The sequence below is a fragment of the Jeotgalicoccus huakuii genome (genome assembly GCF_036665975.1).
Classification (GTDB): Bacteria; Bacillota; Bacilli; order Staphylococcales; family Salinicoccaceae; genus Jeotgalicoccus; species Jeotgalicoccus marinus.
The window spans coordinates 106104-127490 of sequence record NZ_JAVIYN010000005.1 but is presented as its reverse complement, the minus strand read 5'-3'; the positions used below and the strand labels follow the sequence as shown (position 1 = coordinate 127490).

Sequence of the window (21387 nt, the reverse complement as noted above, 5' to 3'; positions counted from 1 at the left end):
TAAGTGCCTCATTTTTTATTTTGATCTTGGTCAATATTTTTCCCTGTTTGTATGTTGTGTAACGGATGATTTGGATCCTTTTCAACTTTTGAAATCATTACATTTCTTAAGATGACAGTAATCAACCAAAAGGCAAATACAGCCAGTAAAATATATGACATCGTACTATTATTTTGAAAGTCTAAGAAAAACAACACAACAACAATAAATAGAATCGCATTGATTGAGTCAAGAAAAGTCCATCGCTTTAATTTTCTAGTCATATGTATACAGCCTCCAATACATTTGCATTATACCATACTGCTATAGTCAATTTGATTAATTTTTAAATAAGTGATAAATTATATAAAGTCAATGAAAGGTGTGGTTATATGTTAACAAAAATCACCAACATAGATGCGTTTCAAAACTTATTAAATGACAAGCATGAGTTCTATTTTTTAAAACACAGTAATACGTGTCCTATTTCTTCCTCAGCATTTGATGAATTTCAGAAATTTCATTACGAAAGAGATATGGATGGTTACTACTTAGTGGTACAAGATCACCGTGAGCTATCAAATTATATTGCTGAAACATTTGAAATTAAACATGAATCTCCACAGGCTTTCTACTTTGTAGATGGAAAAGTAAAGTGGCATGATTCACATGGTAAAATCACTTTGGCTACACTTAGTAGCGTAGAAGATTAAAAAATCACCCCAGTAGTTGAACTTTTGAGTTCTAAGCTGGGGTGATTTTATTTGGTTTAAAAAATATCCTAGCCTATCGGTGCAAACATCACTCGGTTCTGACCGAGTTTTTTGGCTTCAAAGAGGGCGCTCTCAGCTTCTTTTACGAGGTCTCTCTTCGTCGCAAGGGCAGCTTCTTTATAACCCACACCGACTGAAACTGTAACATCGACGGTGTCAATTTCATTGATGTGAAACTTAGAATATTCAACACTGTTTCTAATTGCTTCACCAAGTCTGACGGTTTTATCGAAGTTGATGTTAGGTATGACCATGGCAAATTCTTCACCACTGTTTCTAAAGAGCTGTCCGCCAGTCGGGACGTAATTTTGAAGTAGTGAAGCTAACTGTTTGATAATCTTGTCTCCGGAGTCATAGCTATGCTTATCGTTGTAACGTTTAAAGTTATCGATATCAATTAGCAGTAGACTCAACGATTCATCGTTTTCAAAATGTTCATCAACTAATCTGTCTAATGATTTTACATTACCTAATTGAGTGAGATGATCGATAAATTCATCATCATCGATACGCTTATTTAACTTATAGATTTGATTGATGTCCTCATACATAATATGTGCTGTAAAGATAACAATTGATGTTGCTACGAGTAGTATTACCCCTGTCATAAATGATATATTGTAAAAGAGCTGATTAATCACAATGGCATACAAAGATGTAAAGATTAAGTTCACAATAACTAACTTCGTATGTGTAATCTTTTGGAAAAAAGGTGCAGCCATCAAAAATATTAAGTAGAGTATACTGAATACAATAAATGGCCCTAAGCTCAATTCGAATATATAGAAGTAAAAGAAAAACACTATCAATGCAGAAACTAAACCGTATATAAATGAATTATATGCTCCGAGTAGGAGTAGTGGAATAAAATATAGTGCAATTTCGCCGTCAGCCGTCGAGAACGGTACGAGCATGGTCAATATCGCTAAAGTCGTCATAAGCAAGGTTTGGAATAAACCCGTTTCGACGATTTTCTTTTCTTCAAAGAATTGTATTCTATAAAAGAGGTAGATTCCACTGATAATCAGTGCGATATTTAACAGAAAATCTATGAACATGTCGGACCTCCTTTAGACTCTTATACTTTCTTACATTATACTCGTTTAGGATGTGTGAAGAAAGTGAATTTGTTTATATGAAAAGATTGATATATACATATATACCGAATATGGTATATTTAATTGGATTAAAAAATCGGGTGAGTATATGAATACATTATTTCTACTGTGTATATCCTTTGTGATATCACTAATACTGGTGCCGGTCTTTATTTATCTAGCGAAAAGGTTTGGCTTTGTCGATTACCCAAACTATCGTAAAGTACATAAAGTGCCGATGCCTTATCTTGGCGGTGTGGCAATTCTTGTAAGCTTTACAATCGTCACTCTTTTTGCCCAGCCTGCAGAAATTGAATATAAACCAATAATAATCGGCGCGACAATACTTTGTTTCGTCGGTCTAGTAGATGATAAATACGATCTTAAGCCATTCGTAAAATTTATTGGTCAACTGGTCGCTATTAGTGTACCGATTTATTACGGGATTATTATCGATACGATTACACCATTTGGTATAGAAATTAACTTCGGTGTGCTATCGGTTCTCGTGACAGTCATTTGGTTAGCGGCCATTATTAATGCTATAAATTTGGTGGATGGTTTAGATGGTCTCGCGACAGGTGTCGTTATTATCGCCTTAGCGAGTATAGCAGTCATAACTATTTTCCAGTCAAATATATTTGTAATGATGATTTGTATTATTTTAATCGGTTCTCTACTCGGTTTTTTACCTTACAACTTCCATCCAGCAAAAATATTTTTAGGTGACAATGGGGCAATGATGCTCGGTTATATCGTGGGTGTGCTATCAATTATTGGCTTCAAAAACATTACATTTATCTCGTTGTTTTTCCCAATTATTATTCTCGGTGTGCCATTTATTGATATGTTCTTTGCAGTAATTAGGCGGTACAGAGAAGGTGTATCCGTAATGCGCGCAGATAAAAACCACCTGCACCATAGGGTGAGGCACCTCGGGTTTTCTCATAGAGAGAGTGTCGTATTGATTTACTTTATTGCGCTCTTATTTGCGATCGGTGGTGTAGTAATGTACTTGGCAACTGTACCAGGTGCCATTATCATCGGGGTATTACTACTACTAACAACGAATTTAGTCGTAGAGGCTACAAACCTAATTGGTTCGAATAAGCGGCCGATGTTAAATTTCTTTAAAAAGGTATTCGACCGCATTCCATAGTTAAATTACTTCTTCAGCAACAACTGGATCATTTTTCTTAGCAATATAGTTATTGCTCGTGATTTCTTTTAAGGTGTCGATAATCTGATCGGCACCTTCTTCTTTTATATGAATCAAATAGTGAACCTTATCGGTATAATCCTGAGACACTATAGTTGCATCTGTATTTCCTAGGAAATGTTCGAATTTCGCTGTGTAGGTATAATCTAAGGTGACCTCGATAGGGATCATTGGAATTTCCATGACCTTGCCGCTTTCATTAACAGCTAAAGAAGTCCCACTTGAATATGCTCTAATTAAGCCACCACTACCGAGTTTAATACCTCCAAAATAACGTGTGACAACGACAGTAACGTTGTAAAGCTCTTCATTTTTCAAAACTTCTAACATTGGCACACCTGCCGTACCCTGGGGCTCACCATCATCATCAGCTCTTTGGATTAAAGCACTTTTTCCAATGATATAGGCACTGCAATTATGTGTGGCTGATTTATGTTCTTGTTTAACCTCGTTTATGAAAGCTTTCGCTTCATCCTCAGATTCAGTTCTCTTGATATGACTAATGAAACGTGATTTTTTTATGATTTCTTCTGTTGATAAATTCTTGTGATTCATGTATTTTTGTTCCAATGAAAAACACCTCTTAAAAATAGTTTATCATAGCATGCATATGTAGTAGAATAAGTATCGAGATGAATTGGAGGAGACGCATATGAAAGTTGCTGTAGTTGTTGATTCGACTAGTTATTTACCCACCAATATTTTAGAAAAGTATGATATATACACCATTCCTTTGAATGTGATTATCAATGATGAAGTATATAAAGAAAATGAAATAGATAATAGCTGGTATTACGAGCAAATGGCTGGGAGTGATGAATTGCCAACCACTAGTCAGCCATCTATTGGAGATTATATTTTACTACTTGAATCTTTATATAGAGATGGCTATACAGATGTGCTGAGTTTCCACCTTTCTAAAGAGATATCTGGAACCTACCAAAGTGCGATTTCCGCATCAACTAGTGTTGAAGGCATTAACGTTCATGTTGTGGATTCTCAACTATCATGCGCACCCTTAGGGTTCTTGGCTTTATATGCTGCTCAAAATAAGAATGTGAAACCCCTTGAAGCCTTACTTGATGATTTAGAAGATATGAGGCAAAAAGAAAATTTAAATGCTTACTTCCTTGTAGATAATTTAACAAATCTACAAAAGGGTGGTCGACTATCAAATGCTCAGGCAATGATTGGTGGTTTATTAAAAATTAAGCCAATCCTTGAATTTATTGATGGTAAGATTGTGGCCGTTGAAAAAATTAGAACGCAGAAAAAGGCGATGTCTAAAATTGAGGCTAAGTTAGCAGAAGATTTTCAAGCACACAAAGGTAAAAAAATCACAGCATGTTTAATCCATGCCAATGCACCAAGCTTGGCTGAATCTTATATAGAAGAACTTCGGGAAAAGTTTGAAGATGTTACATTTATTCTACAAGAATTTGGCCCTGTAATTGGTACGCATTTAGGCGAAGGTGCCATTGGAATTGGCTATACTGTATACGATATCGATGTTTCTGACTTTTAATTAAATCTATTATTAACGCAGCTTGTTTAAGCTGCGTTTTTTTATTGGAGGCAAAATGATACTAAAGCATGGCGGAGAAAAAATATTGTTTGAAGCAGGTGTTAAGAATCATACGTGTTGTCGTTGTGGTAATCAAAATAAGTCCTTATTCTATACCTATTATTCACATTACGATCAGTGTAGTGTGATTTACTGTATGCACTGCATTATTCTAGGTCGTTCAGATTCTGTGACACCTTTATATGGTATGGAGACTAAACGTTTTAAGGAAGAAATTGATTATCATTTAGATTTTCAGTTAAATGACATTCAAATTCAAGCGAGTGATCGTATCGTTTCAGCCATTCATAATCATAGCAATTTACTTTTGTATGCAGTAACAGGAGCAGGTAAAACAGAAATTACCTTCGAAGGTATTAAAATAGCAAGGCGTAAAGGTTTGAACGTTGCCTTTGTGTCTCCGAGGATTGATGTTGTTAAAGAGGTATATTTGAGGCTTACAGATGCATTTAAACACACACGTATTGATTTGATGTATAGCGAGGTAAAAAATGTGTTGAGTCATGCCCTTACAGTGTGCACAGTTCACCAACTTATGAACTACATTCAACACTATGATGTGATTATTGTCGATGAAGTAGATGCTTTTCCCTTGGCTGATGAACCACTTTTAATGTCGATAATTTTAAGAGCCTTATCAGCTAACGGATCATTGATATTAATGACTGCGACACCAACTAGAGAAATGATTAAGTTAACTGGAAAGGATAATGTCGTAACGATAGCTAGAAGATATCACGGTCATGACCTCGCGATTCCGAAGGTGTACTACCATGCGGTAGACACATATATTAAGAAAAATAAAACGTCACCAGTGCTTGATCAATTGGTTGGTAAAATTATAGCACACGATCGTAAAGTACTTATTTTTTTACCAGAAATCAAAATGTTAGAGCAGCTTGGTCAGTTAATGAAAGATAAGTTTCCCGACTTACAAGCAGTTTACAGTGGAGATCGTTACCGCTATGAGAAAGTACAGCTCATGCGTGACAATAAAATAAAAGTACTTTTAACAACCACTATTTTAGAGCGTGGAGTCACCTTTCCTAATTTAGATGTGATTGTAGTCAATGCGCACCGCTTTGATAGTGCTGGACTCATTCAAATTTGTGGAAGAGTTGGAAGAAAGCCAAAAGATCCCTTGGGAAATATCTGGTTTTTATCGGAAAGTAATACGAGAAGTATTCATCAAACAATCAAGAAAATTAAAGCCTTCAATCAAGGTCGTGCTAAGTTATGATCTGCCTATACTGTCATCAAAGAATAACTAATGAACCTACTGTGATTTCCTTATTCGTAAAGTCAGAGCCACTCTGTCAAAGTTGTCGGGATTCACTAGAGGAAAAGTTTTTTGGACCGAGGTGTGGCCGATGTCATCAGGTAGTACAAGTGGAAATTGATATATGTGAGGACTGTCAGTTTCTTATAAATAGGTATCCACACGTAAATCAAATTACTGTAATAACGGATTACAACGACGCTGTGAAGATGTTGTTACATCGTTACAAGTTTTTAAAAGACCAGGCAATGGCAATGATAATGAAGTATTTAAGTGATTTTAATTTTAAGAATTATGATCTGGTCGTTCCGATACCCATTTCATCAGCACGTTTAAAGGAGCGAACTTATAATCAGGTGACAGAAATGCTCAACGTAATGAAGGTTGATTATCAACTTATACTAGAGACCTCTAAGAAAAAACGTCAATCAGATCTCAGTCGAGCGGCGCGTTTAAATAAAGAAAATCCATTTTTCTTAAGTGAAAATGTTAAAGACTGTGACTTTTCGGGTATGAGTGTTCTCATAGTAGATGATATTTATACAACAGGGGTTACAGTACATCAGGCGGCAGATATCATCTCAAATCTTAATTTTCAGAAAATAGATGTGTTAACGTTTTCAAAAGCGCAACACATTTGGTATAATGAGATTAAGAAGAAAGGTAACATATAAGGAGGGCTCATCATGATTAGAGTTGAAATTAGAGGAGAGAACATTGAAGTAACAGATGCAATCCGCGAACATGTGGAAGACAAAGTTGCAAAACTTGAACGTTACTTCAACGATGTACCAAACACTCATGCTCACGTAAATATCAAGGTTCGTAATAATAAGCGTGGTAAGGTTGAAATTACGATTCCTATGAAAGATTTAACGTTGCGTGCAGAAGAAGTACACGATGATCTCTATGCAGCGGTAGATTTAGTAATCGATAAGCTAGAAAGACAGATCCGCAAGCACAAAACAAAAATCAACCGTAAGTTCAGAGAGAAGAACCCAGAATTAGAATTCTTTAATGCTGCGGCATTTGAGAATGGTCAAGAACAAGAAGGTAATAATGAGAATGACGACGAGATTGCGATCTATCGTTCTAAAGAATTTACATTAAAACCAATGGATTCTGAAGAAGCAGTTTTACAGATGAATATGCTCGGCCACGATTTCTTTGTATTTAATGACAGAGAAACGGATGGTACTAGTATCGTTTATCGTAGAAAAGATGGTAAATACGGACTAATAGAAACAAATTAAACGTATATAATAATTTGCCCCTGTGAGCTGTTATAGCCCAGGGGCTCTTTGATGGTTCATATTTTATTTTTATATATAATAGTGGTAAAATGTAACGTTGTATATAGGAATTTTTTTGAGGGAGAGAGTAAATCCATGGGTGTTTTAAATAAGATGTTTGACGGCAACAAGAAAGAGCTCAAAACATTACGTAAAGAAGCTCAAAAGGTGTTGGCATTAGCACCTGAAATGGAAAAAATAAGCGATGACGGACTTAAAGAAAAAACTGCAAGCTTCAAAAATCAATTAGCAGCTGCAGATGGAGATATAAAAAAAGAAAATAAAATTTTAGATGATATATTAGTAGAAGCATTTGCTGTAGTTAGAGAAGCGGCGAAACGTGCTTTAGGAATGGAACCTTTCGAAGTCCAAATTATGGGGGGGATTGCCCTTCATAAAGGTGATATTGCAGAGATGAAAACCGGTGAAGGTAAGACATTAACTGCAACGATGCCAGTGTACTTAAATGCACTCGCAGGTCGTGGTGTTCATGTCATCACGGTCAACGAGTATCTGTCAGAAAGTCAGATGGAAGAATTATCAGCCCTATATAATTTCCTTGGCATGTCTGTTGGTTTGAACTTAAATCAAAAAAATAGTAACGAGAAAAGAGAAGCTTTCCGAGCAGATATTACTTATACAACAAACAACGAACTCGGTTTTGACTATTTAAGAGACAACATGGTGACATATAAACAGGACCGTGTCTTACGTGGCTTAAACTTTGCAGTTATCGATGAGGTTGACTCGATTTTAATCGATGAAGCAAGAACGCCACTCATCATATCTGGTAAGGCCAAAGACCGTGAAACGTATTATGTCCAAGCAAACCAGTTTGTAAAAATGTTAAAAGAAGAAGAGGATTACACATACGACATTAAGACGAGAAACATTCAGCTTAATGAGTCTGGTATGGAGAAGGCAGAGAAATGGTTTAAGCTCGACAACCTATACGATGTTAAGCATGTAAATCTACTCCATCATATCAACCAAGCCTTAAAAGCCAACTTCTCTATGGAAAGAGATGTAGACTATGTTGTCGATCAAGAAGGTATTTTAATCGTAGATCAGTTTACAGGACGTACGATGAAAGGGCGTCGCTTTTCAGACGGTCTTCACCAAGCGATTGAAGCTAAAGAAGGCATGGATATACAAAATGAATCTCGGACGATGGCATCAATTACCTTCCAGAACTTCTTTAGACTTTTCAATAAATTGTCGGGTATGACAGGTACTGCGAAAACGGAAGAAGAAGAGTTCATGAATATCTACAATATGCGAGTGACTCAAATTCCGACAAATAAACCTGTCCAACGTATCGATAATACAGATAGAATTTATGCGGCAGAAGAAATTAAGCTAAAAGCTGTCGTTAATGATGTCATTGAGCGTCATAAAAAGGGGCAACCGATCCTTATCGGTACTGTTGCAGTTGAAACCAGTGAATTGATTTCGAATCTATTGAAGAAACATGGTATTCGTCACAATGTCTTGAATGCGAAGAACCATGGCCGTGAAGCAGAGATCATTAAAGAAGCAGGTAAAAAAGGTGCTGTAACGATAGCTACAAACATGGCTGGTCGTGGGACAGATATTAAACTTGGTGACGGTGTTAAAGAACTTGGTGGTCTGGCTGTAATTGGTACAGAACGTCATGAGTCACGTCGTATTGATGATCAATTAAGAGGTCGTTCTGGGCGTCAGGGTGACGTCGGTGAAAGTACCTTCTACTTATCACTTGAAGATGATCTAATGAGACGTTTTGGTTCTGAAAGAATTCAGGGCATGATGGAACGCATGGGTATGAGTGAAGAAGAACTTACTAGTAAGATGATTTCTAGAGGCGTAGAGTCCTCACAGAAACGTGTGGAAGGAAACAACTTTGACGCACGTAAAAAATTACTAGAATACGATGAGGTTTTACGTAAGCAACGTGAAATTATTTATAATGAGCGTGATGAAATCATTGATAAAGACGACGTATCAGATCTTTTATATGACATGATTGATCGTTCAGTAGAACGTACTGTTGAGTTTTACGATTTAGATAATGAAGAAGACGTTGACTACGACCAGTATAAGAACACACTCGTTGATCTATACTTACCTGAAGAAGATATCTCAGTAGAAGACATCAAAGGTAAGGATCCAGAATCAATATACGCATTCGTTATGGCTAAGGTTAAAGACCAACTAAAAGAAAAAGAAGAAACATTAGGCGAAGAAAAAATGCGTTTGTTTGAACGTATGATGATGCTTCGTACAATGGACCAAAAATGGGTGGAGCACATCGACAGTATGGACCAGCTTAGAACTGGAATCCACTTGCGCTCATATGGACAAATTAATCCGTTAAGAGAGTATCAAAATGAAGGGATTCAAATGTTTGAAAACTTGCTCGTGAATATCGAAGATGACACGGCTAAGTTTGTACTGAAGACAGTGGTTCACACAGATGAAGAAATGAAACGTGAGCAAGTCATGGATAAAAAACAAATGCATGCTGGTGACGGTAAACAGAAAGTTAAAAAACAACCCATTAAAAAGCAAGTAAAAGTAGGTAGAAATGACCCTTGTCCATGTGGATCAGGTAAGAAGTATAAAAACTGTCACGGACAAGCATAAGGAGATAATATATGGAATTAAGTGAAGTAAAATCTTTTATACAAAGTTCAAGAGATAAGCTAGAAGACTTTAGGGGGTCTCTTTGACTTAGAAGAAAAAGAGACTCAAATTAAAGAGAACGAAGAACAGATGTTGGACCCGAATTTTTGGAATGATAGTGATGCTGCTAATGATGTCATTGCATCGAATAATCATCTGAAGAAAATTGTGGATGGTTTTAATAATCTAGAGGCTTCAGTCGATGATATTGAAACCTCATATGAATTGTTACGGGAAGAACATGATAGTGAGCTAGAAGCCCTTTTATCGGATTCAATTAAAGAAACAGAAGATAATATCGAGGAATATGAATTGAACCTATTACTCTCAGGCGACCACGATGCTTTGGACGCAACCTTGGAACTACATCCTGGTGCAGGTGGTACAGAATCACAAGACTGGGCAGAGATGTTACTAAGAATGTATCAACGTTACAGTGAAAGTGAAGGCTTTAAAGTAGAAACAGTCGACTATCAAGCTGGAGATGAAGCAGGCGTTAAGAGTGTGACGTTATCCATTAAAGGTGCCAATGCTTATGGTTTATTAAAAGCTGAGAAGGGTGTCCACCGTCTTGTAAGAATTTCTCCATTTGATTCATCAGGACGACGACACACATCCTTCGTATCCTGCGAAGTAATTCCGCAGTTTAAAAACACGGATGTTGAAATAGAAATTAACAATGATGATATTAAAATAGATACTTACCGTTCAAGTGGTGCAGGTGGTCAGCATGTCAACACGACAGATTCAGCTGTCAGAATCACGCATTTACCGACAGGGATTGTCGTGACATGTCAAAATGAACGTTCACAGATTAAGAACCGTGAACAAGCGATGAATATGTTGAGAGCTAAGCTCTATCAAAAGAAAATTGAAGAACAGAGAGCAGAGATTGAAGATATTAAAGGTGAACAAAAAGAAATTGGCTGGGGAAGTCAAATCCGAAGCTATGTCTTTCACCCGTATTCAATGGTTAAAGACCATCGCACAAACTATGAAACAGGTAATACTGACAAAGTAATGGATGGTGACTTATCACCATTCATACATGCATATCTAAGAATGGTAATGTAAAAGTAGATGGAGGCTTGAAATGAAAAAGATAATGATGTCTCTTAGCTTTGGTGTAATACTCGTGCTGAGTGCATGTGGTTCAGGTGAAGAAGAAAGTACGGCTACAGACAATGCATCGGTAGATGATGGTCAGGCAATTTACGAAGCATCATCATGCTTTAGTTGTCATGGTAGAGAATTAGAAGGCGCATCAGGACCAAACCTTCAAGAAGTCGGTAGTAGATTATCAGTAGACGAAATCAAATCGATTATCGAAGAAGGAAAAGGACCAATGCCAGGTGGATTAGTAGAAGATCAAGAACAACTGAATAAACTAGCAGAATGGCTCTCTGAAAAGCAATAAAACTATTAAAAAACCGTCAAGTTTTAAGTGAAAACTTGGCGGTTTTTCTGTTGCAATAGTAAATTATTTTATCCAAGTAAATTACTATCATAAAGCATAGTTAAATAAATCATTTGTAAAGAAAACATGCTCAGATTTCTAATAAATTTCTTTTATATTACAAATGTATTACAAGACTTTATTATAATGGCTCTTATGATATAGTTTATTACGTGTCGTAATAGCGGAAGACTTACATATCAATCAATAGACAAACATACAAAAATTACAAATTTAAATTACTAATTAGTAGGAGGACATTCACTTTATGAAAAAGACAGTAGTATCTGTAGCAACATTAACAGCAATTACAGGTGTCGCAGCAACGACGGTTTCAGCAGACGAATACAAAATAGCTAGTGGAGATACATTATGGGGAATAGCTAATGAAGTTGGAACATCAGTAGCTGATCTTAAAGCGGATAACGAATTAACAAGCGACCTTATCTTCCCAGGTGACGTATTAACAGTAAATGAAGTGGAAGAAGAGGCACCAGCGCCTGTTGAAACTCCGAATACATACACTGTACAATCAGGAGATACACTTTCGCAAATTGGTGAACAGTTCTCTCTAGATTACAAAGAAATCATGAAGTTAAATAACTTATCTAGTGATTTAATTTTTGTTGGACAAGAACTAACAATCTCAGGTGAAGAAGTTTCTTCAGAAACTGTAGAAGTTGAAGCAGTGGAAGAAGTAGAACCTGTTCAAGAAACTGAGGAAGTAGAAGTTGAAACAAATACTTCAGCTAATGAAGATGCAGAAGCTCAACAAGCAGCAGAAGAACAAGCTGCTGCAGAAAAAGCAGAAGCAGAGCGTGTAGCGGCAGAACAAGCAGCGGCTGAAAAAGCAGAAGCAGAGCGTGTAGCTGCTGCACAGGCAGCAGTAGAAGCTGCAGAAGCAGAGAGAATCGCAGCTGAAGAAGCAGCGGCTGAAGAAGTAGAAGTTGAAGAGGTAGAAGAAGTAGAATCTGTTCAAGAAACTGAAGAAGTTTCAGTAGATGAAGAAGCTGAGCGTGTCGCAGCCGAAGAACAAGCAGCAGCTGAAAAAGCAGAAGCAGAGCGTGTAGCTGCAGAACAAGCAGCAGTAGAAGCTGCAGAAGCAGAAAGAGTCGCAGCTGAAGAGCAAGCGGCAGCTGAAGAAGAAGCAGAGCGTGTAGCTGCAGAACAAGCGGCAGCTGAGGAAGCTGAAGCAGAAAGAGCAGCCGAAGAACAAGCAGCAGCTGAAGAAGCCGAAGCAGAAAGAGCAGCCGAAGAACAAGCGGCAGCTGAAGAAGCAGCAGCAGAAAGAGCAGCTGAAGAACAAGCAGCGGCTGAAGAAGCAGAAGCAGAAAGAGCAGCTGAAGAACAAGCTGCAGCTGAAAAAGCAGAAGCAGAAAGAGCAGCCGAAGAACAAGCAGCAGCAGAAAGAGCTGAAGCAGAAAGAGCAGCCGAAGAACAAGCGGCAGCTGAAGAAGCAGAAGCAGCGAGAGCAGCCGAAGAACAAGCGGCAGCTGAAGAAGCAGAAGCAGCGAGAGCGGCTGAAGAACAAGCAGCAGCTGAAAGAGCTGAAGCAGAGAGAGCGGCTGAAGAACAAGCAGCAGCTGAAAGAGCCGAAGCAGAGAGAGCGGCTGAGGAACAAGCAGCAGCTGAAGAAGCTGAAGAACCTGCAGCAGCAACACCAGCTTCTACTGTATCTAACGGTACAAACTACTATCAGTGGGGTAGCTGTGCATGGTACGTATTTGAAAAGCGTTCATCAATGGGCTTAAGCACTGGCAATGGCTGGGGAGATGCTTCTAACTGGGCATCTGCAGCTTCGTCTGATGGATACTCAGTAGGTAATAAACCAGCTGTGGGTGCAATCATGCAAGCACCGGCATACACTAACGGATCATACGGTCAAGGTCACGTTGCATTTGTAGAACGTGTTAATGGCGACGGATCAATCTTAGTTTCAGAAATGCAATTCGGTGGCGGACTTGGTTCTAAGAGCACAAGAACATTAAGTGCTTCTCAAGCGGCTAACCATAACTTTATCTACTAATATATAGCTTATAGAGATTAAATATTTGAAGTACACTTGCACTCATATGAGATGTAAGTGTACTTTTTATTATTCGTAAAATTAGAGTTCACGAAAAGCTCTTAAAAATCCAAAAAACCACGAACTATGTCGTGATAATTGATCCAAAAACTCCATTTTTGAATACTTTCATAACAAAGCGGTTATCTAATATAGAGGAGGATGATTATTGTGAGCAATATTACACCTAAATCCAGTGGGACTTCTGTACCGCTCGATTCTTTATTAATTATGAGTACGATCAATGTGCTCACTTTTAAAAAGATTAATAAAGTAGATGAATATGTGGATAAACAAATGAAACAATGGAAGAAGGATCAAGAAAAGAATCGACATCGTGTCTAAGCTAATAAAAGACATTCGTTGACAGTTCATACATTCTTAACTTTCGTAGATTTAACTTTATGTTAAAATGAATAAAATGAATGCGAGAGGACTTTCAGTATGTCTTTAAGGAAAATAATTATTGGGGTTGTTTTTATCGTGTTCTTCTTAGTTGTCGGTGTCAGTATTGGTGCTGTCATCAATGTCTCTGATGAGGAACTAAGAGAACAGAGTTTAAAAACACTACAGGATTCTGAAGGTAGGGATAACCACCATGCTGTTGGTTTAAATGCCCTTGATATGGAATCTGAAGTCGTTATTAATAGTGATCAGTCACTTGAGTCATTAGTAACAGATAATGAGGTGACTGTAGTGAACTTCTTTGCCTCATGGTGTGAGCCATGTAAACGTGAGACGCCGGAATTAAATGAATATGCCAGCCAAACAGCTGACTCCGATGTTCAAGTAGTCGGTATAAATATCGATGATAGTACTGCCAATCGTGATGAATTCCTTGATCAGTTTGAGGTATCATATCCTGTTTATGAATTAACGAACGAAGCTGCAGTAACGGATGAATTCAAAATCAGCTTAATGCCAACAACCTTCTTCTTAGATTCAGAAGGTGAAGTAATTAGAGCATACATAGGTGAGATTAGTCCCGACCTAATCACAGACTATGTTAACTATGTAAAGGAGCGTTAAATAATGGGAGTACATCAATACTTTAAAAGTCTGAGTGACTTAGAGAAACTCATACGCTGTCCTGGTAAGTTTAAATACCAAGAGCATAACGTTGCGGCTCACTCATTCAAAGTGACTAAAATTGCACAGTATTTAGGTACGGTAGAAGAATATCACGGGAGTACCGTAGATTGGCGTGCGCTGTATGAAAAAGCACTCAACCATGACTATCCGGAGATTTTCACTGGTGATATAAAAACGCCTGTAAAATATGCGTCTCTAGAACTAAATTCATTATTTTTAGAAGTCGAAGAAACGATGACAACTAAATTTATAGAAACAGAATTTCCCCCAGAATATCAAGCGATATATAAGGAACGTTTAAAAGAAGGAAAAGATAGTACACTTGAGGGTCAAATACTCTCAGTGGCGGATAAAATCGATCTTTTATATGAGTCTTTCGGAGAAATCCAAAAGAGAAATCCCGAGCCTTTATTCTTTGAAATATACGAGGAATCGTTAGCAACCATTAAGCGCTTTGATCATTTGGTGTCGGTTCAAGATTTCTTAGATAACATTCTAACAGAAATGCTCAAAGAAAGATTTATTCCAAAAGATGAACTTTTTGAAATCACCAATGCGATTTTAAATAGGGAGTAAGAATTATGGACCTTTATTGGTACATGATGGCCATGGTGGTACCCGCAGTCACTGTGGTTGTTTTTACAAGACTCACAAGAAATAAGTATGTCGCTGTTTTACTAACATTCGTATTGTTCGGTGCTTCTATTTACAGAGGGTTTTACCCGAGTGATTGGGTAATTTACATTGATTCAGCTTCGATTTTTGTTGGTTACATTATAGTAGAGATTTTTACGTTAGATCAATTTAATAATGATGAAGAAGAGTGAAAAAAGACCGAACAAATGTTTGTCATTTTTACTCTTTTTTTGTTAGACTAGTATAGATAAATATGTGGAGGCGAAACAATGGCTAATTTTGAGTTAGTTTCTAAATTTGAGCCGGCTGGAGATCAGCCTCAGGCAATAGATGAGCTTGTAGAACAAATAAACTCTGGCCAAAGACACCAGACTTTATTAGGTGCTACTGGAACAGGTAAGACGTATACAATGAGCCAAGTGATTCAAAAGGTTGGTAAGCCGACCTTAATCATCGCACATAACAAAACACTGGCTGGGCAACTGTACAGTGAATTTAAAGAGTTCTTCCCAAACAACAGAGTTGAGTATTTTGTATCCTACTATGATTATTTCCAACCAGAAGCCTATGTCCCAAGTACGGATACTTTTATAGAAAAAGATGCATCGATTAATGATGAAATTGATAAGTTAAGGCACTCTGCAACTAGTGCCTTATTTGAAGGTGATGACGTTATCATTATTTCATCCGTATCTTGTATTTATGGTTTAGGTAATCCAGATGAATATAGAGACTTAGTTGTCAGTATTAGAACCGGTATGGAACTCGATCGTAATCAATTTTTAAGAAAACTCGTCGATATTCAATATGCGAGAAACGATATTGATTTTAAACGCGGAACTTTTAGAGTCCGTGGAGACATAGTTGAAGTATTCCCAGCATCAAGAGATGAAAAATGTATTCGTGTTGAATTCTTCGGAGATGAAATCGACCGAATACGTGAAATTGACTACTTAACCGGTGAGATATTCTCTGAACTTGAGCATTTTGCAATCTTCCCTGCATCCCACTTCGTTACCCGTGAGGAAAAAATGAAAGTTGCAATTGAGAGAATTGAAAAAGAATTAGATGAACAATTAAAAAACCTTAGAGCGGAAGACAAGCTACTTGAAGCCCAAAGACTAGAACAAAGAACAAATTATGACCTTGAGATGATGAGAGAGATGGGCTTTTGTTCTGGAATTGAAAACTATTCTGTTCATACTACACTTAGAGATTTAGGCTCAACACCTTATACATTACTCGACTACTTCAAAGATTTTTTAATTATGATTGATGAATCTCATGTGACAGTACCACAAATTAGGGGTATGTATAACGGGGATAAGGCGAGAAAACAAGTGCTAGTTGATCATGGATTTAGATTACCAAGTGCCTTGGACAATAGACCATTAAAATTTTCTGAGTTTGAAGAGAAGGCCGATCAATTACTTTATGTCTCTGCGACGCCTGGACCTTATGAAATTGAGCATACTAAAAAAATGGTTCAACAGATCATACGACCAACAGGCTTACTTGATCCGACAATTGATGTCAGACCATCAGAACACCAAATCGACGACTTACTCGCTGAAATCCATGACCGTATGGAGAAAAATGAACGTGTCCTAGTCACGACACTCACTAAAAAAATGTCAGAGGATTTAACGACTTATCTAAAAGAAGCCGGCATTAAAGTTCAATACCTTCACTCTGAAATAAAAACATTAGAGCGCATTGAAATTATTAGAGAGTTACGCATGGGTACTTACGATGTTTTAGTTGGTATTAACCTATTAAGAGAAGGTTTAGATATACCAGAAGTTTCACTTGTGACAATATTAGATGCAGATAAAGAAGGTTTCCTAAGATCTGAACGTTCATTGATTCAAACAATCGGACGTGCTGCACGTAATAGTAACGGTCATGTTATTATGTATGCTGATAAGATAACTGATTCTATGCGTTACGCACTAGATGAAACCGAAAGACGCCGTGAGAAACAAATCGCCTTTAACGAGGCACACAATATTACACCAACAACGATTCAAAAAGAAATTAGAGATGTCATCAGTGCCCACGTTGACATTAAAGAAGACAACACTAAAGTGACTAAGAAAACTTCGCCGACTAAGAAAATGACCAAATCAGAGAGACAAAAGCTTCTTGATAAGTTAGATAAGGAAATGAAAGAAGCTGCACGCAATCTAGACTTTGAAACTGCATCAGAATTAAGAGACGCGATATTTGAGATTCAAGCAGAAGGGTGAATGACATGAAAAATCCATTTATAAGCATCAAAGGTGCGAGAGAAAATAATTTAAAAGATGTAAATCTTGAAATACCTAGAGATAAGCTCGTCGTTATGACGGGTTTATCTGGCTCTGGGAAATCATCTTTAGCCTTCGACACGATCTATGCTGAAGGACAAAGAAGATATGTAGAATCTTTAAGTTCATATGCACGACAATTTTTAGGACAAATGTCTAAACCCGATGTTGATACGATTGAAGGATTGTCACCAGCAATTTCTATCGATCAAAAGACAACGAGCAATAACCCACGCTCTACTGTTGCAACGATTACTGAAATCTATGATTATTTAAGATTGCTTTACGCAAGAGCAGGCACACCATATTGTCCGATTCATAATATCGAAATTTCTTCTCAGACAATTGAAGAGATGACAGATACGATTATGCAGTTAGAAGAACGTACTCGTATTCAAATATTTGCACCATTGGCTAGAGGGAAAAAAGGACAGCACAAACAATTAATAACATCCTTAAGTAAAGAAGGATACGCTAGAGTCGTGGTGGACGGTGAGATGTATGACATTGAATCAGTACCTGAATTAGAAAAAAACAAGAAGCATGATATCGATGTTGTTATTGATCGTCTAGCAGTTAGGGATGGCATTGAAACACGCTTGAGTGACTCGCTACAAGTCGCTTTAGACAAGTCCGGTGGCAATGTGACAATTAACGTTATCGATGGCGAAGACTTGCATTTTTCAGAGCACTTCTCCTGTCCAGAATGTGGCTTTACAATTTCTGAATTAGAACCTAGACTCTTTTCATTTAACGCACCTTATGGTGCTTGCCCAACTTGTGATGGCTTGGGAATGAAAATGTCAGTAGATGAAGCGCTCGTTGTGCCTGACCCAAATTTAACGTTAGAAGAAGGGGCAATTGTCACTTGGCAACCGATATCATCGACTTACTATATGCAATTGCTTAGTCAGGCAGCAGCACATTTCAAAATCGATATGAAAGTACCGTTTAAAGACTTAAGTAAAAAAGATAAAGAAATAATTTTCAAAGGCTCAGATGAGCTAGTTAAGTTTTCATTCAAGCAAGATAATGGTGTGGAAAGAACGAGAGAAATGCCTTTTGAAGGTGTCTTAAGTAATATAGAACGTCGTTACAATGAGAGCCCTTCTGAATATACAAGAAATGTCATGAGTCAATACATGAGAGAAATTCAATGTAAAACATGTGATGGTTATAGACTGAATGAAGAAGCACTCGCTGTTAAGGTGGATGGTCAGCATATCGGTCAAACATCTGAACAGTCTGTCATAGACTCCTTAGAATTCTTTAAAGATATATCCCTATCAGCTCAAAATGAAGAAATTGCTCAACCGATACTTAAAGAGATCAACAGTCGCTTATCGTTCTTAAGAAATGTTGGTTTAGATTACTTAACATTGAGCCGTAAGAGCGGTACTTTATCTGGTGGAGAAGCACAGAGAATAAGACTGGCAACACAAATTGGTTCACAGTTGAGCGGGGTCTTATATATCTTAGATGAGCCATCTATTGGCCTACATCAAAGAGACAATGACCGCTTAATCAGTACATTAAAAGAGATGACTGAACTCGGAAATACGCTTATTGTTGTTGAACATGATGAAGACACGATGCTCGCAAGTGACCATCTGATTGATATTGGGCCTGGTGCTGGTGAACACGGTGGAACGGTTGTAGCAGAAGGTACACCTAAGGAAGTGATGGACAACGATGCATCACTCACTGGTCAATACTTAAGTGGAAGAAGATCGATTCCACTGCCAGAACACTATAGAAAACCAGATAAAAAACGCGTCTTTAAAATTAAGGGTGCCAAAGAGAATAATTTGAAAAACATCAATGTGAATATTCCTTTAGGTGTGCTTAATGTTGTGACTGGTGTTTCTGGCTCAGGTAAAAGTACATTAATCAACGAAATACTTTATAAGAGTTTGCATCAACAGCTCTATAATACGAAGGAATTACCAGGAGAACATACAAGTGTAGATGGCATTGAACATATCGATAAAATTATCGATATCGATCAATCCCCAATTGGACGTACACCAAGAAGTAACCCTGCAACGTATACAGGCGTATTCGATGACATTAGAGATGTTTTTGCACAAACTAACGAAGCAAAAGTAAGAGGTTATTCTAAAGGACGCTTTAGTTTCAACGTCAAAGGTGGACGCTGTGAAGCGTGTAAAGGTGATGGTATCTTACGTATTGAGATGCACTTTTTACCAGATGTTTTTGTACCTTGTGAAGTGTGTCATGGTAAAAGATATAATAGAGAAACTCTAGAAGTTAAATACAAAGATAAGAGTATTGCTGATGTCTTAAAGATGACTGTTGAAGAAGCATATTATTTCTTTGAAAACCTCCCTAAAATTAAGAGAAAGATTAAGACCTTGTTAGATGTTGGCCTTGGATATGTGAGACTTGGACAACCTGCAACAACATTATCTGGTGGTGAAGCTCAAAGGGTGAAACTTGCGAGCGAGTTACATCGTCGTTCAAACGGTAAGACGCTTTATATAATGGATGAACCGACGACAGGACTCCACTCTGAAGATATTAAGAACCTACTTGAAGTGATCCAACGTCTTGTTGAGCAAGGTGATACAGTCATCATCATTGAGCATAACCTCGATGTTATAAAAGTTGCTGACCACATCACTGATCTTGGCCCTGAAGGTGGCGAGGGTGGCGGAAACATCGTCGTAAGTGGTACAGTAGAGAATGTAATGAAGGAAGATAAGAGTTATACAGGTCAATACTTGAAGAAATGGTTGAACAGAAATCATTAGGAGGGATATAAGTGGAAAGTAAGGAACGTATCTTAAAAATGCTAGAAGAAGGCAAAATTTCTTCATCGGAAGCAATAGAACTCATGTCTGCTTTAAATGATAAGAAGGAGAAATCCAAGCAACAACAACAAGAGACTTCAGAAGAACAGTCAGACTCAGATAAAGGCGTATTTAACGATTATATTAATCAATTTGTCGACGAGTTTAACAAGTATGTAAATAAAGACAAAGTGACAGACACTTACTCAAATGTAAAGAATAAATTTGGCAACCAAAGACAAACGAAACAAGTATTTGATGGTCTTGAAAAAGCATTTGATTCAGTGGGATCCTCATTCGATACACTTTTTTCAAAAGGTCCTAAAAATCGGCTTATTGAAACGATTGATGAAGAATTTTCTAGTATATCACTCGATATTGCTAATGGTAATATTGAGTTAAAACCAGCTGAAAATACGAATGTCGTTAAATTTGAAGTGACACCATTCTATAGAAAATTAGATACGAAGAAAAACTACTTCCAGGATATCATCTGTGATGTTAGAAATGGTGAACTGGTCATCGTTTCAGATGTTAAATCAGCACGTGTAAACGTCGTAGTTGAAGTGACACAAGATGTTTTAAAACGTATTATTCTTGCCGCATCAAATGGTAGTGTATCGATCCAAGATAAGGAATTCCAGGACGCAACAATTGATATACTAAATGGTGATATTGATCTTTCTAACGTAGAAGCTAAGAGTGCATTTTTAAGAACTTCAAGAGGAAATGTGAAGGTCCGAGAAGGTGATTATCAAAACATCGAGGTCATTTCAATGCTCGGCACAATTATGACAGACAATCTAAATGCTAAAGCGATTGAAATTTCTTCAAATGGTTCTGTTAATTTAGCACTTAAGAGCAATACAGAAGAAGCGACAATTAATTCAAATATGGGTAGCATTAATATTAGTGTGCCACAAGGTAAACCATTAGAAGGGCGTTTATCTACTGTACTTGGTCAAATCAATTACCCACCAGAAGTCGATGCTCGATTCATGAAACATCAAGATATCGGCTTTAAAGAACTCATGCTTGTCAACGATAGTGACGAGGAAGGATTATTCTTAGAAGTGGGAACTAAAGTAGGTAGCGTGACCTTACATCGCAGTTAAGAACTATTAAAGA

The 21387-nt window shown here is 37.4% G+C and carries 20 protein-coding genes; 17 read left to right on the top strand and 3 right to left on the bottom strand.

What is annotated here, in order from left to right:
- Positions 1–8: 8 nt before the first annotated feature.
- The gene (locus V6E76_RS04265) at positions 9–263 is read right to left on the bottom strand and encodes a hypothetical protein (protein WP_247353016.1); all 255 of its coding nucleotides are present in this window, start codon (positions 261–263) and stop codon (positions 9–11) included.
- 108 nt (positions 264–371) lie between these two features.
- On the opposite strand from V6E76_RS04265, the gene ytxJ reads away from it, so the two are divergent.
- The gene (ytxJ, locus tag V6E76_RS04260; RefSeq protein WP_026867680.1) at positions 372–692 is read left to right on the top strand and encodes a bacillithiol system redox-active protein YtxJ; all 321 of its coding nucleotides are present in this window, start codon (positions 372–374) and stop codon (positions 690–692) included.
- Between the two features lie 68 nt (positions 693–760).
- Here the strand turns inward: ytxJ and V6E76_RS04255 are convergent, their stop codons facing one another.
- Complete coding sequence (locus tag V6E76_RS04255; protein WP_247353014.1) at positions 761–1810, bottom strand: GGDEF domain-containing protein; 1050 nt, start codon at positions 1808–1810, stop codon at positions 761–763.
- A 148-nt stretch (positions 1811–1958) separates the two neighbouring features.
- Here V6E76_RS04255 and V6E76_RS04250 point away from each other — a divergent pair, with 148 nt between their 5' ends.
- Positions 1959–3008, top strand: a complete 1050-nt coding sequence (locus V6E76_RS04250; RefSeq protein WP_247353012.1) for an MraY family glycosyltransferase — start codon at positions 1959–1961, stop codon at positions 3006–3008.
- On the opposite strand, the gene V6E76_RS04245 is transcribed toward V6E76_RS04250, so the two are convergent.
- Positions 3009–3623, bottom strand: a complete 615-nt coding sequence (locus tag V6E76_RS04245; protein WP_247353026.1) for a YigZ family protein — start codon at positions 3621–3623, stop codon at positions 3009–3011. It lies immediately after the preceding gene.
- Between the two features lie 97 nt (positions 3624–3720).
- Between V6E76_RS04245 and V6E76_RS04240 the strand changes: the two genes are divergently transcribed.
- The 15 genes from V6E76_RS04240 to V6E76_RS04170 all read left to right on the top strand — a co-directional run bounded on the left by V6E76_RS04240 (position 3721) and on the right by V6E76_RS04170 (position 21374).
- On the top strand, positions 3721–4593 hold the full coding sequence (locus V6E76_RS04240; protein ID WP_247353010.1) for a DegV family protein: 873 nt from the start codon (positions 3721–3723) through the stop codon (positions 4591–4593).
- Positions 4594–4648: 55 nt separating this feature from the next.
- Positions 4649–5893 (top strand): DEAD/DEAH box helicase family protein, encoded by a 1245-nt coding sequence (locus V6E76_RS04235; protein ID WP_247353008.1) that lies wholly within the window; start codon positions 4649–4651, stop codon positions 5891–5893.
- 149 nt (positions 5894–6042) lie between these two features.
- Positions 6043–6606 (top strand): phosphoribosyltransferase family protein, encoded by a 564-nt coding sequence (locus V6E76_RS04230; protein ID WP_247353006.1) that lies wholly within the window; start codon positions 6043–6045, stop codon positions 6604–6606.
- A gap of 12 nt (positions 6607–6618) precedes the next feature.
- Positions 6619–7185: a ribosome hibernation-promoting factor, HPF/YfiA family gene (gene hpf, locus V6E76_RS04225; RefSeq protein ID WP_499797713.1), complete on the top strand. Its 567-nt coding sequence runs from the start codon at positions 6619–6621 to the stop codon at positions 7183–7185.
- 135 nt (positions 7186–7320) lie between these two features.
- A complete protein-coding gene (gene secA / locus V6E76_RS04220; RefSeq protein WP_247353004.1) occupies positions 7321–9849 on the top strand; it encodes a preprotein translocase subunit SecA in 2529 nt (842 codons plus the stop codon).
- 11 nt (positions 9850–9860) lie between these two features.
- A protein-coding gene (gene prfB / locus V6E76_RS04215) for a peptide chain release factor 2 (protein WP_247353002.1) occupies positions 9861–10962 on the top strand; the annotation gives its coding sequence in 2 pieces (ribosomal slippage) (positions 9861–9923 and positions 9925–10962; 1101 coding nt in all).
- A gap of 19 nt (positions 10963–10981) precedes the next feature.
- The gene (locus tag V6E76_RS04210; protein ID WP_247353000.1) at positions 10982–11305 is read left to right on the top strand and encodes a c-type cytochrome; all 324 of its coding nucleotides are present in this window, start codon (positions 10982–10984) and stop codon (positions 11303–11305) included.
- Between the two features lie 307 nt (positions 11306–11612).
- Positions 11613–13370, top strand: a complete 1758-nt coding sequence (locus V6E76_RS04205) for a LysM peptidoglycan-binding domain-containing protein (protein WP_499797712.1) — start codon at positions 11613–11615, stop codon at positions 13368–13370.
- Positions 13371–13580: 210 nt separating this feature from the next.
- Positions 13581–13754 carry a hypothetical protein gene (locus V6E76_RS04200; RefSeq protein WP_247350011.1) on the top strand — a complete coding sequence of 58 codons (174 nt, stop codon included), beginning with the start codon at positions 13581–13583 and terminating at the stop codon, positions 13752–13754.
- A 99-nt stretch (positions 13755–13853) separates the two neighbouring features.
- Entirely contained in the window at positions 13854–14438 is a 585-nt protein-coding gene (locus V6E76_RS04195; RefSeq protein ID WP_247350013.1) for a TlpA disulfide reductase family protein, read from the top strand.
- A 3-nt stretch (positions 14439–14441) separates the two neighbouring features.
- Positions 14442–15077, top strand: coding sequence for a YfbR-like 5'-deoxynucleotidase (locus V6E76_RS04190; RefSeq protein WP_247350015.1), 636 nt, complete (start codon positions 14442–14444; stop codon positions 15075–15077).
- A gap of 5 nt (positions 15078–15082) precedes the next feature.
- Positions 15083–15328, top strand: a complete 246-nt coding sequence (locus V6E76_RS04185; RefSeq protein ID WP_026867304.1) for a DUF2198 family protein — start codon at positions 15083–15085, stop codon at positions 15326–15328.
- Between the two features lie 78 nt (positions 15329–15406).
- Complete coding sequence (gene uvrB / locus V6E76_RS04180; protein ID WP_166627262.1) at positions 15407–17386, top strand: excinuclease ABC subunit UvrB; 1980 nt, start codon at positions 15407–15409, stop codon at positions 17384–17386.
- 5 nt (positions 17387–17391) lie between these two features.
- On the top strand, positions 17392–20220 hold the full coding sequence (uvrA, locus tag V6E76_RS04175) for an excinuclease ABC subunit UvrA (RefSeq protein ID WP_247350035.1): 2829 nt from the start codon (positions 17392–17394) through the stop codon (positions 20218–20220).
- An 11-nt stretch (positions 20221–20231) separates the two neighbouring features.
- On the top strand, positions 20232–21374 hold the full coding sequence (locus V6E76_RS04170; RefSeq protein ID WP_247350039.1) for a DUF4097 family beta strand repeat-containing protein: 1143 nt from the start codon (positions 20232–20234) through the stop codon (positions 21372–21374).
- Positions 21375–21387 lie beyond the last annotated feature (13 nt).

What these genes read in the sequence shown, in the direction of transcription:
- V6E76_RS04265 (WP_247353016.1), bottom strand. Translation starts at nt 263, where the DNA reads ATGACTAGAAAATTAAAGCGATGGACTTTTCTTGACTCAATCAATGCG.
- ytxJ (WP_026867680.1), top strand. Translation starts at nt 372, where the DNA reads ATGTTAACAAAAATCACCAACATAGATGCGTTTCAAAACTTATTAAAT.
- V6E76_RS04255 (WP_247353014.1), bottom strand. Translation starts at nt 1,810, where the DNA reads ATGTTCATAGATTTTCTGTTAAATATCGCACTGATTATCAGTGGAATC.
- V6E76_RS04250 (WP_247353012.1), top strand. Translation starts at nt 1,959, where the DNA reads ATGAATACATTATTTCTACTGTGTATATCCTTTGTGATATCACTAATA.
- V6E76_RS04245 (WP_247353026.1), bottom strand. Translation starts at nt 3,623, where the DNA reads ATGAATCACAAGAATTTATCAACAGAAGAAATCATAAAAAAATCACGT.
- V6E76_RS04240 (WP_247353010.1), top strand. Translation starts at nt 3,721, where the DNA reads ATGAAAGTTGCTGTAGTTGTTGATTCGACTAGTTATTTACCCACCAAT.
- V6E76_RS04235 (WP_247353008.1), top strand. Translation starts at nt 4,649, where the DNA reads ATGATACTAAAGCATGGCGGAGAAAAAATATTGTTTGAAGCAGGTGTT.
- hpf (WP_499797713.1), top strand. Translation starts at nt 6,619, where the DNA reads ATGATTAGAGTTGAAATTAGAGGAGAGAACATTGAAGTAACAGATGCA.
- secA (WP_247353004.1), top strand. Translation starts at nt 7,321, where the DNA reads ATGGGTGTTTTAAATAAGATGTTTGACGGCAACAAGAAAGAGCTCAAA.
- V6E76_RS04210 (WP_247353000.1), top strand. Translation starts at nt 10,982, where the DNA reads ATGAAAAAGATAATGATGTCTCTTAGCTTTGGTGTAATACTCGTGCTG.
- V6E76_RS04205 (WP_499797712.1), top strand. Translation starts at nt 11,613, where the DNA reads ATGAAAAAGACAGTAGTATCTGTAGCAACATTAACAGCAATTACAGGT.
- V6E76_RS04195 (WP_247350013.1), top strand. Translation starts at nt 13,854, where the DNA reads ATGTCTTTAAGGAAAATAATTATTGGGGTTGTTTTTATCGTGTTCTTC.
- V6E76_RS04190 (WP_247350015.1), top strand. Translation starts at nt 14,442, where the DNA reads ATGGGAGTACATCAATACTTTAAAAGTCTGAGTGACTTAGAGAAACTC.
- V6E76_RS04185 (WP_026867304.1), top strand. Translation starts at nt 15,083, where the DNA reads ATGGACCTTTATTGGTACATGATGGCCATGGTGGTACCCGCAGTCACT.
- uvrB (WP_166627262.1), top strand. Translation starts at nt 15,407, where the DNA reads ATGGCTAATTTTGAGTTAGTTTCTAAATTTGAGCCGGCTGGAGATCAG.
- uvrA (WP_247350035.1), top strand. Translation starts at nt 17,392, where the DNA reads ATGAAAAATCCATTTATAAGCATCAAAGGTGCGAGAGAAAATAATTTA.